The organism is Streptomyces synnematoformans, from assembly GCF_039531005.1.
Taxonomy (GTDB): Bacteria; Actinomycetota; Actinomycetes; order Streptomycetales; family Streptomycetaceae; genus Streptomyces; species Streptomyces synnematoformans.
The window spans coordinates 1-13,524 of the sequence record NZ_BAAAPF010000200.1; the positions used below are offsets into that span (position 1 = coordinate 1).

The 13,524-nt window shown below is 74.2% G+C and carries 12 protein-coding genes and 1 pseudogene; 9 read left to right on the forward strand and 4 right to left on the reverse strand.

Annotation, left to right across the window (positions count from 1 at the left end; genetic code table 11):
- Window positions 1-271 (reverse strand): annotated as a pseudogene (locus ABD317_RS24780) (hypothetical protein); the annotation flags it as partial.
- Between the two features lie 344 nt (window positions 272-615).
- Here ABD317_RS24780 and rpsB point away from each other — a divergent pair.
- The 9 genes from rpsB (at window position 616) to ABD317_RS24825 (ending at window position 10,383) form a co-directional block, all read left to right on the forward strand.
- Window positions 616-1,623 carry a 30S ribosomal protein S2 gene (rpsB, locus tag ABD317_RS24785; RefSeq protein ID WP_344292120.1) on the forward strand — a complete coding sequence of 336 codons (1,008 nt, stop codon included), beginning with the start codon at window positions 616-618 and terminating at the stop codon, window positions 1,621-1,623.
- Window positions 1,624-1,669: 46 nt separating this feature from the next.
- Entirely contained in the window at window positions 1,670-2,503 is an 834-nt protein-coding gene (tsf, locus tag ABD317_RS24790) for a translation elongation factor Ts (RefSeq protein WP_344292121.1), read from the forward strand.
- A gap of 252 nt (window positions 2,504-2,755) precedes the next feature.
- Window positions 2,756-3,547, forward strand: coding sequence for a UMP kinase (gene pyrH / locus ABD317_RS24795; protein ID WP_344292122.1), 792 nt, complete (start codon window positions 2,756-2,758; stop codon window positions 3,545-3,547).
- A 99-nt stretch (window positions 3,548-3,646) separates the two neighbouring features.
- Complete coding sequence (frr, locus tag ABD317_RS24800; protein ID WP_344292123.1) at window positions 3,647-4,204, forward strand: ribosome recycling factor; 558 nt, start codon at window positions 3,647-3,649, stop codon at window positions 4,202-4,204.
- Window positions 4,205-4,275: 71 nt separating this feature from the next.
- The gene (locus ABD317_RS24805; RefSeq protein ID WP_344292124.1) at window positions 4,276-5,208 is read left to right on the forward strand and encodes a phosphatidate cytidylyltransferase; all 933 of its coding nucleotides are present in this window, start codon (window positions 4,276-4,278) and stop codon (window positions 5,206-5,208) included.
- Between the two features lie 28 nt (window positions 5,209-5,236).
- Window positions 5,237-6,355 carry a dual-specificity RNA methyltransferase RlmN gene (gene rlmN / locus ABD317_RS24810; protein WP_344292125.1) on the forward strand — a complete coding sequence of 373 codons (1,119 nt, stop codon included), beginning with the start codon at window positions 5,237-5,239 and terminating at the stop codon, window positions 6,353-6,355.
- Between the two features lie 163 nt (window positions 6,356-6,518).
- Window positions 6,519-7,607 carry a thiamine ABC transporter substrate-binding protein gene (locus ABD317_RS24815; protein ID WP_344292126.1) on the forward strand — a complete coding sequence of 363 codons (1,089 nt, stop codon included), beginning with the start codon at window positions 6,519-6,521 and terminating at the stop codon, window positions 7,605-7,607.
- Between the two features lie 101 nt (window positions 7,608-7,708).
- The gene (locus ABD317_RS24820; protein WP_344292131.1) at window positions 7,709-9,313 is read left to right on the forward strand and encodes an ABC transporter permease; all 1,605 of its coding nucleotides are present in this window, start codon (window positions 7,709-7,711) and stop codon (window positions 9,311-9,313) included.
- The gene (locus ABD317_RS24825; protein ID WP_344292127.1) at window positions 9,313-10,383 is read left to right on the forward strand and encodes an ABC transporter ATP-binding protein; all 1,071 of its coding nucleotides are present in this window, start codon (window positions 9,313-9,315) and stop codon (window positions 10,381-10,383) included. Before ABD317_RS24820 ends, ABD317_RS24825 begins: the two co-directional genes overlap by 1 nt.
- A gap of 221 nt (window positions 10,384-10,604) precedes the next feature.
- Here ABD317_RS24825 and ABD317_RS24830 read toward each other — a convergent pair whose 3' ends face one another.
- From ABD317_RS24830 to ABD317_RS24840, 3 genes are all read right to left on the reverse strand, one after another.
- Window positions 10,605-11,816: an ABC transporter permease gene (locus tag ABD317_RS24830; RefSeq protein ID WP_344292128.1), complete on the reverse strand. Its 1,212-nt coding sequence runs from the start codon at window positions 11,814-11,816 to the stop codon at window positions 10,605-10,607.
- Entirely contained in the window at window positions 11,813-12,514 is a 702-nt protein-coding gene (locus ABD317_RS24835; protein WP_344292129.1) for an ABC transporter ATP-binding protein, read from the reverse strand. The genes ABD317_RS24830 and ABD317_RS24835 overlap by 4 nt, the downstream gene beginning before the upstream one ends.
- The coding region (locus tag ABD317_RS24840; protein ID WP_344292130.1) for a peptidoglycan-binding protein at window positions 12,511-13,524 on the reverse strand (1,014 nt) is incomplete at its 5' end. The genes ABD317_RS24835 and ABD317_RS24840, both read right to left, overlap by 4 nt.

Consider the following 13,524-nt stretch of genomic DNA (forward strand, 5'->3'; position numbering starts at 1 on the left):
CCCCCTCCCCCTCCCCACCCGCCTCCGCCACCGCCTGTGTGCCGGTCGGCGTGAACGGGGGCGTGTGCCACGCGGCCGTCGCCAGGCCGGTGGCGAGGCCGGCGGCCAGCAGCCACCGCGGCAGCCGCCCCGGCGGGGCCCCCGCCCACCCCGGAGGGACCCCCGCCCGGCCCGGTGCGGCCCCCGTCAGCGCCGGTGTCCTCGTGTGCGCCGGGGCGGGGGCTGCTCCGTGGCGTGCGCCGGCCGGGCGGGGGTGGCGTCGTCCGTTCATGGGGAAAGCCTGGCGGGGGGTGCGGGGGGTGTGGGGAGGGCGGGCGGGATCTGTGGAGTACCGGCCGGTTGTGGACAACCGGCGTCCCGGACCCCGCGGCGGGCCCCGCGGGCCCCGTGCGGCCGGGCCGCGGGCGGGCTCCGTGGCGCAGGCGGGTGACGCCGTCCCGTACACTTCTGGTGGCGACCCGGCTCACCGGGTCGACTTCGCACGCCCCGCCACCTGCCTGAAGGTGGCCGCGTCACTCGGTCCCCCGGCTCCCCGCCGGAGGCGCGACGCGCAGGGGCGTCAGGAGCGGCGGCCGGCCGGCCACCGCACAACCGAGACACACGAGGAGTACGGCCATGGCCGTCGTCACGATGCGGGAGCTGCTGGAGAGCGGCGTCCACTTCGGGCACCAGACCCGCCGTTGGAACCCGAAGATGAAGCGCTTCATCTTCACCGAGCGCAACGGCATCTACATCATCGACCTCCTGCAGTCGCTGTCGTACATCGACCGCGCCTACGAGTTCGTGAAGGAGACCGTCGCGCACGGCGGCACCATCATGTTCGTGGGCACGAAGAAGCAGGCCCAGGAGGCCATCGCCGAGCAGGCCACCCGGGTCGGCATGCCGTACGTGAACCAGCGCTGGCTGGGCGGCATGCTCACCAACTTCTCCACGGTCCACAAGAGGCTGCAGCGCCTCAAGGAGCTGGAGGCCATCGACTTCGAGGACGTGGCCGCGTCCGGCCTGACCAAGAAGGAGCTGCTCGTCCTCTCCCGCGAGAAGGCCAAGCTGGAGAAGACCCTCGGCGGCATCCGCGACATGCAGAAGGTGCCCAGCGCCGTCTGGATCGTGGACACGAAGAAGGAGCACATCGCCGTCGGCGAGGCGCGCAAGCTGCGCATCCCGGTCGTCGCGATCCTCGACACCAACTGCGACCCCGACGAGGTCGACTACAAGATCCCGGGCAACGACGACGCGATCCGCTCCGTCACCCTGCTGACCCGCGTGATCGCCGACGCCGTCGCCGAGGGCCTGATCGCCCGCTCCGGTGCCGCCGCCGGCGACGAGAAGGCCGTCAAGTCCGACGCCGAGCCGCTCGCCGAGTGGGAGCGCGACCTGCTCGCCGGCGAGAAGGCGGCGAAGGCGGAGAAGGACGCCGCGGTCGAGAAGAAGGACGAGAACGCCGCCGAGGCCGAGGTGCAGACCTCTGCCGAGACCGCCGAGGCCGCCGCCGCCGAGCAGGCCGACGAGGGCACCGCCCCGGCCGCCGAGCCGGCCCCGGAGGCCGCCGAGACCGCCGAGACCGCCGAGACTGCCGACGCCGCCGACGGCGCGGAGGTGTCCGGCGACGCCCCCCAGGCCTGATCCGCCCGAACCCAGTCCCCCGTCGAGAAGAGAAAACCACCGAATCATGGCGAACTTCACCGCCGCCGACGTCAAGAAGCTCCGGGAGCTCACCGGCGCCGGCATGATGGACTGCAAGAAGGCGCTGGAAGAGGCCGAGGGCGACGTCGACAAGGCCGTGGAGCTGCTCCGCGTCAAGGGCCAGAAGGGCGTCGCCAAGCGTGAGAGCCGCTCCGCCGAGAACGGCGCCGTCGTCTCCCTGATCGCCGACGACAACACCTCCGGCGTCCTGCTGGAGCTGAAGTGCGAGACCGACTTCGTCGCCAAGGGCGACAAGTTCCTCGCCGTCGCCAACGCGCTCGCCGAGCACGTCGCCGCCAGCAGGCCGGCCGACCTGGAGGCGCTGCTCGCCTCCGAGATCGACGGCAAGACCGTCCAGGCGTACGTGGACGAGGCCAACGCCTCCCTCGGCGAGAAGATCGTCCTCGACCGCTTCGCGCGCTTCGAGGGCGCCTACGTCGGCACGTACATGCACCGCACCTCGCCGGACCTGCCGCCGCAGGTCGGCGTGCTCGTCGAGCTCGACAAGGCCGACCCGCAGACGGCCAAGGAGGTGGCGCAGCACATCGCCGCCTTCGCGCCGCGCTGGCTTTCCCGCGAGGACGTCCCGGCCGACACGGTGGAGAACGAGCGCCGTGTCGCCGAGGCCACCTCGCGCGAGGAGGGCAAGCCGGAGGCCGCCCTGCCGAAGATCGTCGAGGGCCGCGTGAACGGCTTCTTCAAGGAGAACGTGCTGCTGGAGCAGCCGTTCGCCAAGGACAACAAGAAGTCGGTGCAGAAGGTGCTCGGCGAGGCGGGCGTGCAGGTGGCCCGGTTCGCGCGCATCCGCGTCGGCGCCTGAGCACCGGCGCCGCCCGCGGGCACCGTGCCGTCCGGCGCGCGTGTCCGCACGGCGAACGGCGCGCGGAGTGCGCGCGGCGTGCACGGTGTACGGCGAACGGCCGCCGGCCCCGCTAGGGTCGGGTTCAGTTGTAGCGGGCCGGTGCGGGCGACCGTCGCCGGGCCGCGGAAGTGACGAGGAGGCCATTGCCGGGAATGGGTGGATGAGAACCCCACGGCGATGGCCTCCTTCGCATGCGCACGAGGAGACTTCATGAACGAGGACGCCGACGCGGACCACGGCCGCCACGAGCAGGCGGACCACGGCCACCACACGAAGAAGGACGGCGCGCGCTTCCTGCTGAAGCTGTCCGGCGAGGCGTTCTCCGGCGGCGGTGATCTCGGCGTCGACCCGGACGTCGTGCACGCGATCGCCCGCGAGGTGGCCGCCGTCGTCCGCGACGGGTACGAGATCGCGGTGGTGATCGGCGGCGGCAACTTCTTCCGCGGCGCCGAACTGCAGCAGCGCGGCATGGACCGGGCCCGCTCCGACTACATGGGCATGCTCGGCACGGTCATGAACTGCCTCGCCCTGCAGGACTTCCTGGAGAAGGAGGGCATCGGCTCCCGGGTGCAGACCGCGATCACCATGGGCCAGGTCGCCGAGCCGTACATCCCGCTGCGCGCCATCAGGCACATGCAGAAGGGCCGCGTCGTCATCTTCGGCGCCGGCATGGGCATGCCGTACTTCTCGACGGACACCACGGCCGCGCAGCGCGCCCTGGAGATCCACGCCGAGGCACTGCTCATGGGCAAGAACGGCGTCGACGGCGTCTACGACGCCGACCCCAAGAAGAACCCCGACGCGGTGAAGTTCGACGCCCTCGAATACGGCGAGGTCATCACCCGCGACCTCAAGGTCGCCGACGCCACGGCCGTCACCCTCTGCCGCGACAACGAGCTGCCGATCCTCGTCTTCGAGCTGCTGAAGGAGGGCAACATCGCCCGGGCGGTGCGGGGTGAGAAGATCGGTACGCTCGTGAGCGCGCACGGCAGCCGGGTCTGAGGGATGGACAACGGCCTGCCGGTCGGACACCGTGCAGGCATGGTACGGGCCGCCGGGGCGCATCCCCGGTCCGCTCACAGAAGAGACCAGGAGCCAGTGGTGATCGAAGAGACCCTCCTCGAAGCCGAGGAGAAGATGGAGAAGGCCGTCGTGGTCGCCAAGGACGACTTCGCCGCGATCCGCACCGGGCGGGCCCATCCGGCGATGTTCAACAAGATCACGGCGGATTACTACGGGACGCAGACCCCCATCAACCAGCTGGCGTCGTTCTCGGTGCCGGAGCCGCGGATGGCGGTGGTGACCCCGTTCGACAAGAGCGCCCTGCGCAACATCGAGCAGGCCATCCGGGACTCCGACCTCGGCGTCAACCCCTCCAACGACGGCCACCTCATCCGGGTGGTCTTCCCGCAGCTCACCGAGGAACGCCGCAAGGAGTTCATCAAGGTCGCCAAGGCCAAGGGCGAGGACGCGCGGATCGCCATCCGCTCCGTGCGCCGCAAGGCCAAGGAGACCATCGACAAGGCCGTCAAGGACGGCGAGGTCGGCGAGGACGAGGGCCGCCGCGGCGAGAAGGAGCTCGACGACACCACCCACAAGTACGTGGCCCAGGTCGACGAGCTGCTCAAGCACAAGGAAGCAGAGCTGCTCGAGGTCTGATGAACGACTCCTCCAGCCGGGCCCCGGCGGGTCCCGTGCACGGCGGGGCCGAAAGGGCGCAGACTCCGCGCATGCCCACCGTGTCAGGCGACGACACCCCCGACGAACCCTCCACCGGTCCCCCAGGGGAGCCGGACGCGCCGGACGGCTCCTCCGCGACGCCGCCGCCCGCCGCCCCCGGACGGCGCCGCGGCGGCCGGGACCTCGGCGCCGCCATAGGCGTCGGGCTCGGCCTCGGCGCCATCGTGCTCGCCGCGCTGTTCGTGGTGCAAGCGGTGTTCGTCGGCGTCATCGCCGCCGCCGTGGCGGTCGGGCTGTGGGAGCTGACGTCGCGGCTCGCGGAGTGCCGCGGAATCCGCACGCCGCTGGTGCCGCTGGTGCTCGGCGGCGTGGCGACGGTCGTCGCCGGGTACGCGCGCGGCGCCGAGGGCGCCGGGGCGGCGCTGGCGCTCACCGCGCTCGCCGTCCCCGTGTGGCGGCTCAGCGGCCCCGCGGAGAACTACCTGCGCGACGTCACCGCAGGCGTCTTCGCCGCGTTCTACGTGCCCTTCCTCGCCACCTTCGTCGCGCTGATGCTCGCCGCGGACGACGACGGCCCGTGGCGGGTGCTGACGTTCCTGATCCTCACGGTGATCAGCGACACCGGCGCGTACGCCGTCGGCTACAAGCTCGGCCGCCACAAGCTCGCCCCGCGGATCAGCCCCGGCAAGACCCGCGAGGGCCTCGCCGGCGCGCTGGCCTTCGCGATGGCGGCGGGCGCGCTGTGCATGGAGTTCCTCGTCGACGACGGCCGCTGGTGGCAGGGTCTCCTGCTCGGCGCCGCCGCGGCCGCCAGCGCCACCCTCGGCGACCTGGCCGAGTCGATGATCAAACGGGACCTCGGCATCAAGGACATGGGCACGCTCCTGCCCGGCCACGGCGGCATCATGGACCGCCTCGACTCCCTGCTGCCCACGGCGCCGGTGGTCTGGCTGCTCATGGTGATCTTCGTGGGTGCGGGCTGACCGCCGCGTCTGGGACAATGGCCAGATCATGCCCAAGCCAGGAGAACTCACCTTCGCCGTCCCCCGTGGTGCCAAGAAGCCGCCGCGGCACCTCGCCGACCTCACGCCCGCCGAGCGCCGCGACGCCGTCGCCGAACTGGGGGAGAAGCCGTTTCGCGCCGCGCAGCTCTCCCGGCACTACTTCGCGCGCTACGCCACCGACCCCGCCGGCTGGACCGACGTGCCCGCCGGGTCCCGGGCGAGGCTCGCCGAGGGCCTGCTGCCCGAGCTGATGACCGTCGTACGCCACCTGAGCTGCGACGGCGACACCACCCGCAAGACCCTGTGGCGGCTCTTCGACGGCACGCTGGTCGAGTCGGTGCTCATGCGCTACCCCGACCGGGTCACCATGTGCATCTCCTCCCAGGCCGGCTGCGGCATGAACTGCCCCTTCTGCGCCACCGGCCAGGCCGGGCTCACCCGCAACCTGTCCACCGCCGAGATCGTCCACCAGATCGTCGACGGCATGCGCGCCCTGCGCGACGGCGACGTGCCCGGGGGCCCCGCGCGGCTGTCCAACATCGTCTTCATGGGCATGGGCGAGCCGCTGGCGAACTACAACCGCGTGCTGGGCGCCGTACGCCGCCTCACCGACCCCGAGCCCGACGGCCTCGGCCTCTCCCAGCGCGGCATCACCGTCTCCACCGTCGGCCTCGTGCCCGCCATGCACCGCCTCGCCGACGAGGGCCTGAAGTGCCGCCTCGCCGTCTCTCTGCACGCCCCCGACGACGAGCTGCGCGACACCCTCGTGCCCGTCAACACCCGCTGGAAGGTCCGCGAGGTCCTCGACGCCGCCTGGGAGTACGCCGCCCGCTCCGGCCGCCGCGTCTCCGTCGAGTACGCGCTGATCAAGGACGTCAACGACCAGGCGTGGCGCGCCGACCTGCTCGGCCGCCTCCTCAAGGGCCGCCGCGCGCACGTCAACCTCATCCCGCTCAACCCCACCCCCGGCTCCAAGTGGACCGCCTCCCGGCCCGAGGACGAGCGGGCGTTCGTCGCCGCGCTCCAGTCCCACGGCGTGCCCGTGACCGTGCGGGACACCCGCGGCCAGGAGATCGAGGGGGCCTGCGGGCAGCTCGCGGCGTCCGCGGGCGGGACGCCCGCCTGATACCGTTCAGGGTGTACACACCGACAGGGGAGCGCTCGCAGCGCTGAGAGTGCGGCACCGTCCAGGCCGCTGACCCTCGAACCTCGCCCAGGTCATTCTGGGTAGGAAGTTCGGTCGACACTCCGCTGCTGCCCGGGCTGCCCGCTCGTCACGAAAGCAGCCGATGAAGCGCATCGTCACCACCGCACTGGCCGCGTCCCTCGCCCTGGGCCTCGCCGCCTGCGGCTCGGACTCCGGCGACGGCTCCGGGTCCGGCTCGGACGACAAGAGCGTCACCCTCGTCACCCACGACTCCTTCGCCGCCTCCGACGACGTGCTGAAGGCGTTCGAGAAGCAGTCCGGGTACCGGGTCGACATCCTCCGGGGCAAGGACGCCGGCTCCGCCGTCAACCAGGCCGTCCTGTCCAAGGACAACCCCCAGGGCGACGTCTTCTTCGGCATCGACAACACCCTGCTCTCCCGCGGCCTCGACAACGGGATCTTCACCCCGTACGAGGCGAAGGGCCTCGACCGCATCCCGGAGGAACTCCAGCTCGACGCCGGCGAGCACCGCGTCACCCCCGTCGACTACGGCGACGTGTGCGTCAACTACGACCGCGCGTACTTCGAGAAGGAGAACCTCGACCCGCCGCAGACGTTCGACGACCTCGCCGACCCCCGCTACAAGGACCTCCTCGTCACCGAGAACGCCGCCACCTCCTCCCCGGGTCTGGCCTTCCTCCTCGCCACCGCCGACGAGTACGGGAATGGGGGTACCGCCCAGGGCGAAGCCTCTGGGGGAGGGTGGGAGGACTACTGGAGCAGGCTCGACGACAACGGCGTCGAGGTCGTCGACGGCTGGGAGCAGGCCTACTACGAGCGGTTCTCCGGCGCCGGCAAGGGCGACAAGCCGCTCGTCGTCTCGTACGCCTCCAGCCCGCCCGTCCTCGACATGGAGTCCCGGCCGAAGGAAGCCACCACCGGCGTGGCCACCGGCACCTGCTTCCGCCAGATCGAGTTCGCCGGCCTGCTGTCGGGCGCCGGCAACACCGAGGGCGGCAAGGCCCTCATCGACTTCCTCATCGGCGAGCGGTTCCAGCAGGACATGCCGCTGCAGATGTTCGTCCACCCTGCGCGCGAGAACACCGAGCTGCCCGAGGTGTTCACCCGCTACGGCGAGGAGATCGCCGACCCGCACACCCTCGACCCGGCGGTCATCGACGACAACCGGGAGCAGTGGATCAAGACGTGGACCTCGCTGGTCGTGAAGTAACCCGCGCCGCGGGCCCCGGCCCCGGGGACGGCCCCGGTCCCGCGGGCGGGGGCGGGGCCCGCCGCGGCGGGGTGCGCGGCCCCGCCGGGCGGCTCGCGCTCATGGCCGTCCCCGCCGCGTTCTTCGCGGTCTTCTTCGCCTACCCCGTCGGCGCCATCGTCGCCCGCGGCCTGCGCGAGAACGGCCGCTGGCACCTCGGCCGCCTCCCCGACGTCCTCGGCGACCCCGACATCGTCGGCGTCCTGTGGTTCACCCTCTGGCAGGCCGCCGCCTCCACCGGCCTCACCCTGCTCCTCGCCCTGCCCGCCGCGTACGTCTTCGCCCGCTTCGACTTCCCCGGCAAACACCTGCTGCGCGCCCTGGTCACGGTGCCGTTCGTGATGCCCACCGTCGTCGTCGGCTCCGCGTTCCTCGCCCTCCTCGGCCGCGGCGGCGTCCTCGACGGCTGGTGGGGCGTACGCCTCGACACCACCGTCTGGGCCATCCTCCTCGCCCACGTCTTCTTCAACTTCGCCATCGTCGTACGGACCGTCGGCGGCCTGTGGTCCCAGCTCGACCCCCGCCAGGAGGAGGCCGCCCGCGTCCTCGGCGCCGGCCGCCTCGCCGCGTTCCGGCACGTCACGCTGCCCGCGCTCGGTCCCGCCGTCGCCGCCGCGGCCCTCATGGTCTTCCTCTTCACCTTCACCTCCTTCGGGGTCATCCAGATCCTCGGCGGCCCCTCCTACGCCACCCTCGAAGTGGAGATCTACCGCCAGACCGCGGACTTCCTCGACCTGCCCACCGCCGCCGTCCTCAGCCTCGTGCAACTCGCCGCCGTCGCCGCCGTCCTCGCCCTGCACGCCTGGACCGTGCGCCGCCAGGAGACCGCGCTGCGGCTCGTCGCCCCCGAGACCACCGCCCGCCGCCCCCGCACCCCCGGCGAACGCGCCCTCCTCGGCGGGGTCCTCACCGTCGTCGCCGTCCTGCTCCTCAGCCCCCTCGCCGTCCTCGTCGAACGGTCCTTCGCCACCCCCGGCGGCCACGGCCCCGGCTTCTACCGCGCCCTGCAGGAGAGCGACGGCACCTTCGCCGTCCCCCCGCTGGAAGCCGTCGGCAACTCCCTCGCCTACGCCGCCGTCGCCACCGTCCTCGCCGTCGTCGTCGGCGGCCTCGCCGCAGCCGCCGTCACCCGCCGCGCCGGGCCCCTCGTCCGCGGCTTCGACGCGCTGCTGATGCTGCCGCTCGGCACCTCCGCCGTCACCGTCGGCTTCGGCTTCCTCATCGCCCTCGACAGCCCGCCGCTCGACCTCAGGTCCTCCTGGATCCTCGTGCCCCTCGCCCAGGCGCTGGTCGGCGTGCCGTTCGTCGTACGGACCATGCTCCCCGTGCTGCGCGCCGTCGACGACCGGCTGCGGGAGGCCGCCGCCGTCCTCGGCGCCTCCCCGCTGCGCGCCTGGCGGGAGGTCGACCTGCCGCTGGTGTGGCGGGCCGTGCTCGTCGCCGCCGGCTTCGCCTTCGCCGTCTCCCTCGGCGAGTTCGGCGCGACCGTCTTCATCGCCGGGCCCGACCGGCCCACCCTGCCCGTCGCCGTCGCGCGGCTCCTCGGCCGCGCCGGGGAGACCAACTACGGGCAGGCGATGGCGCTGAGCACCATCCTCATGGCCGTGTGCGCGGCGGCACTGCTGCTGCTGGAGCGCGTCCGCAAGAACCAGGCGGGAGAGTTCTGATGCTCGTACTCGACGACGTCACCGTCCGCTACGGCGACCGCGCGGCGGTCGACGGGATCCGCCTCGACGTCGCCGACCACGAGATCGTCAGCGTCCTCGGCCCCAGCGGCAGCGGCAAGTCCACGCTGCTGCGGGCCGTCGCCGGCCTCCAGCCCGTCGCCGCCGGGCGGGTGCTGCTCGGCGGGCGGGACCTCGCGGGCGTGCCGGCGCACCGGCGGGGGCTCGGCCTGATGTTCCAGGACCAGCAGCTGTTCCCGCACCGCGACGTCGGCGGGAACGTGGCCTTCGGGCTGCGCATGCACGGGGTCTCGCGGGCGGCGGCCCGGGAGCGCGTCGCGTCGCTGCTGGCGCTCGTCGGGCTGCCCGGGGCGGAGCGGCGCGCGGTGGCCGCGCTGTCCGGCGGGGAGCAGCAGCGGGTCGCGCTCGCGCGGGCGCTGGCGCCGTCGCCGCAGCTGCTGATGCTGGACGAGCCGCTCGGGCAGCTGGACCGCTCGCTGCGCGAACGGCTGGTGGTGGAGCTGCGGCAGCTCTTCGGCCGGCTGGGCACGACGGTGCTGGCGGTCACGCACGACCAGGGAGAGGCGTTCGCGCTGGCCGACCGGGTGGTGGTGATGCGCGAGGGGCGCGTCGCGCAGACCGGGACGCCGGCGGAGGTGTGGGAGCGGCCCGCGGACGAGTTCGTGGCGCGGTTCCTCGGGTTCGCGAACGTGGTGCGGGCCACGGTGCACGGCGACGTGGCGGACACGCCGTGGGGGAAGGTGGGGGTGTCGGCCGCCGCCGGTGCGTCGGGGGAGCGGACGCTGCTGATCCGGCCGGCGGGGGTGCGGGTGGGGCCGCCGGCCGGGACGGGGCTGGGCTGCGAGGTGGTGGGGCGGACGTTCCGGGGGGAGCACGTGGTGCTGGTGCTGCGGCCGGAGAGCGGGCCGGAGCTGGAGGCGTCCGTCGCGCTGCGGGAAGCGCCGGAGGTGGGGGAGCGGGTGGGGGTGGGCTTCGAGGCGTCGGAGGTGGTCGTCCTGGACTCCGCGCCGGGCGGCCGGGCGGGGGGCGCGACGCGCGGTACGGGCTCGTAGCACCGCCCTGGCGGTTGCCGCGGAACGGTGCGAGCGAGGAGTGGGCGCCGCGCGGCGGCGCGGCGCCGGAACCGGCCGTGGACGGGCCGTGGACCGGCCGGGAGGAGACCGGCCGGTGTCCTGGATCCCGGACCAGCTGCGGGAGCGCCGGGCGCGGGCCCTCCTCCAGGGCCCGCACCAGGCTGTCGGGCAGGGCGGGGCAGCCCCCCGCCCTGCCCCGCCTACGGCGTCGCCAGCGCCGTCGTCGGGGGGAGGCGGCTGGCGTGGAGGGCCGGGTAGAGGCCGGCCAGGGCGCCCACCGTCACGGTGGCCGCCAGGCCGCCCGCCAGGGTCCACGGCGGGATCACCGGCGGCCAGCCCTGCGACGCCGCGTACGACGCCGTCACCGCCGCGCCGAGCAGCGCGCCCGCCGTGCCGCCCAGGGCCGACAGCAGCAGCGACTCCGCCAGGAACTGGGTGCGGACGTGGCCGCGGGTGGCGCCCAGGGCGCGGCGCAGGCCGATCTCCGTGCGGCGCTCCAGCACCGAGATGACCATCGTGTTCGCCACCCCCACGCCGCCCACCAGCAGCGCCACCGCGCCCACCCCCAGCAGCAGCCGCGTGAACGCCTCGCCCGCCGCCCGCTTCGCGGCCAGCGCGTCCGACGGGCGCGACACCTCCACCTCGTTCGGCGCCGCCGGGTTCGCGGTCGCGCCCAGCACCGACCGGACCGCCGCCACGTCCGCGTCCGCCGACCGCGTGTAGACCGTCGTCGCGTGCCCGTCGAAGCCCAGCCGGTCCTGCGCCGCCGGCCAGCCCACCAGCGCCGCGACGTCCAGCTCCGGCGCCAGCGGGGCCGGCCGCAGGATCCCCACGACCGTGAACCACTCGCCGCCCACCAGCACCCGCACCTCCGGCGCCGCCCGTCCCACGCCCAGCCGCTCCGCGGCCGTCGCGCCCAGCACCACCGCCGGGTGGCGCGCGGTCGCCGCGTTCAGCCACGTGCCGGCGTGCAGCCGCGCCCCCGTCGTGGCGCGCAGGTCGGTGCGTACGGCGTACGTCGCCAGCCCGCCCGTCTCCGCCTCCGGGATCCGGTCCGTGCGGTAGACGTTGGTGTCCGCGACCTCGCCGATCGCCGACACCGACGCCACCGGCCCGATCCTGGCCACCATGTCCTCCGCCCGCAGCGGCAGCTTCGCCTCCGCACCGCTCATCGTCCGGCCCGGCGACACCGTCAGCAGGTTCGTGCCCAGCGAGTCGAGCGTACGGTCCAGATCCGCCCGCGAACTCGACGAGATCCCCACCACCGCCACCATCGCCGCGATCCCGATCGCGATGCCCAGCGCCGACAGCACCGCCCGGAGCGGCCGCGTACGCAACCCCACCGCACCGCCGCGCACCACGTCACCCGGCCACAGCCGGGACGGGCGGATCCCGTCCACCGCCGGCCTCATGCCCGCACCACCCCGTCCCACTCCGCCCGGTCCCGCTCCGTACCGTCCTGCTCCACCCGGCCGTCCCGCAGCCGCACCTGCCGCGGCAGCTCCGCCGCCAGCTCCCGCTCGTGCGTGATCACCACAACCGTCGTCCCCGCCTCGTTCAGCTCCCGCAGCAGCTCCACCACCCGCGCGCCCGACGCGGTGTCCAGCGCCCCCGTCGGCTCGTCCGCCAGCAGCAGCGGCGGGTCCCCCGCCACCGCGCGGGCCACCGCGACGCGCTGCCGCTCGCCGCCCGACAGCTCGTGCGGCCGGTGCTCCATGCGGTGCCCCAGGCCCACCCGGTGCAGCACCCGCACCGCCCGCCGCCGCCGCTCCGCCGGGCGCAGGCCGGTGTAGAGGAGGCCGTCGGCGACGTTGTCGAGGGCCGTCGTGCCGCCCGCGAGGTGGAACTGCTGGAAGACGAAGCCGATCCGGTGCGCGCGCAGCGCGGACAGCCCGGCGTCGGACAGCGCGCCCACGTCGTACCCGGCGATCCGCACCCCGCCCGACGTCGGCCGGTCCAGGGTGCCGAGCACGTGCAGCATCGTCGACTTCCCCGACCCCGACGGGCCGGTGACGGCGACGAGTTCGCCCGCGGCCACCCGCAGGGACACCCCGGCGAGCGCGGTGACGCCGCCGGCGTAGGTCTTCGTCACGTTCGTCAGCTCGATCACCGCGGCATGCCCACCTTCGTGCCCGCCGTGAGGCCCGCGCCCGAGACCTCGACCCGGCCGTTCGCGAACAGCCCCGTCTCCACCGGCACGTACCGCGTCGTGCCGTCCGCCACGACCTCCACCCCGAAGCCGCCCTCCGCCAGCGCCAGCAGCGCCGCGACCGGCACCGTCAGCACGTCCTTGCGGCGCCCGGCGGTGAAGTGGACGTGCACGCCCGCCTCGTCGTACGCGGACGCCGCCTTCTCCGCCTCCGCGCCCTTCAGCCGGACGACGACCTCCACGACGGTCTGCGCCTCCGCCCCGCCCTCGCCCGGCCGCGTCCGCACCGACACGTCCGCGATCGTCCCGCGCACCGTCCGCCCGTCCGGCAGCTCCACGCCGGCCTGCGCGCCCCGGCGCGCCAGCCGCCGGTCCGCGACGTCGAGTTCGGCGGTGACGGCCAGGGAGGTACCGGTGTACGACAGGACGTCGGTGCCCGGCGCGAGGAGGTCGCCGCGCTGCGCCGTCACGCTCTCCACGGCGACCGCGCCCGGTGCGAACACCACCTGCCCCGGCTCCACCCGGCCGGTCTCCCCGACCCCCAGGTCCTCCTGCCAGTCGCGGACGGCGGCGGCCGTGGCGTCGGAGTACGTGTCGTCCACGGTGAAGCCGGCGTAGCCGAGCGCGCTCAGGTTCTCCTCCAGCTGCGCCACGTCCGCGCCCTCGGCGCCGGGCGCCAGCGCGCGGTACGCGGGCACGTCCCCGTACAGCAGCGTCACCGGCTCGGCGTCCACCTCGTACAGCGCCTCGCCGCGGCCGATCCGCGCCCCCGAGGACGGCACCCGCGTCAGCGTGCCCTCGGCGCGGGCGGCGGCGTCGGTGGCCGGGCCGTGGCCCAGCTCGGCGTCGGTGCTGCGGGTGTCGACCAGCGTCTCACGGGCCACCTCGGCGGTGGCCGGCGGCAGTTCGTCGCCCGCCGCGGCGGCCGGGTCGCCGTTGCCGCCGAGGTCGAGGCCGGCGGCCGCGGCGCC

Bases quoted from the DNA above. Each gene is read 5' to 3' on its own strand.
- rpsB (WP_344292120.1), top strand. From the start codon at position 616: ATGGCCGTCGTCACGATGCGGGAGCTGCTGGAGAGCGGCGTCCACTTC.
- ABD317_RS24825 (WP_344292127.1), top strand. From the start codon at position 9,313: ATGCTCGTACTCGACGACGTCACCGTCCGCTACGGCGACCGCGCGGCG.
- rlmN (WP_344292125.1), top strand. From the start codon at position 5,237: ATGCCCAAGCCAGGAGAACTCACCTTCGCCGTCCCCCGTGGTGCCAAG.
- tsf (WP_344292121.1), top strand. From the start codon at position 1,670: ATGGCGAACTTCACCGCCGCCGACGTCAAGAAGCTCCGGGAGCTCACC.
- ABD317_RS24830 (WP_344292128.1), bottom strand. From the start codon at position 11,816: ATGAGGCCGGCGGTGGACGGGATCCGCCCGTCCCGGCTGTGGCCGGGT.
- ABD317_RS24820 (WP_344292131.1), top strand. From the start codon at position 7,709: ATGGCCGTCCCCGCCGCGTTCTTCGCGGTCTTCTTCGCCTACCCCGTC.
- ABD317_RS24815 (WP_344292126.1), top strand. From the start codon at position 6,519: ATGAAGCGCATCGTCACCACCGCACTGGCCGCGTCCCTCGCCCTGGGC.
- ABD317_RS24805 (WP_344292124.1), top strand. From the start codon at position 4,276: ATGCCCACCGTGTCAGGCGACGACACCCCCGACGAACCCTCCACCGGT.
- pyrH (WP_344292122.1), top strand. From the start codon at position 2,756: ATGAACGAGGACGCCGACGCGGACCACGGCCGCCACGAGCAGGCGGAC.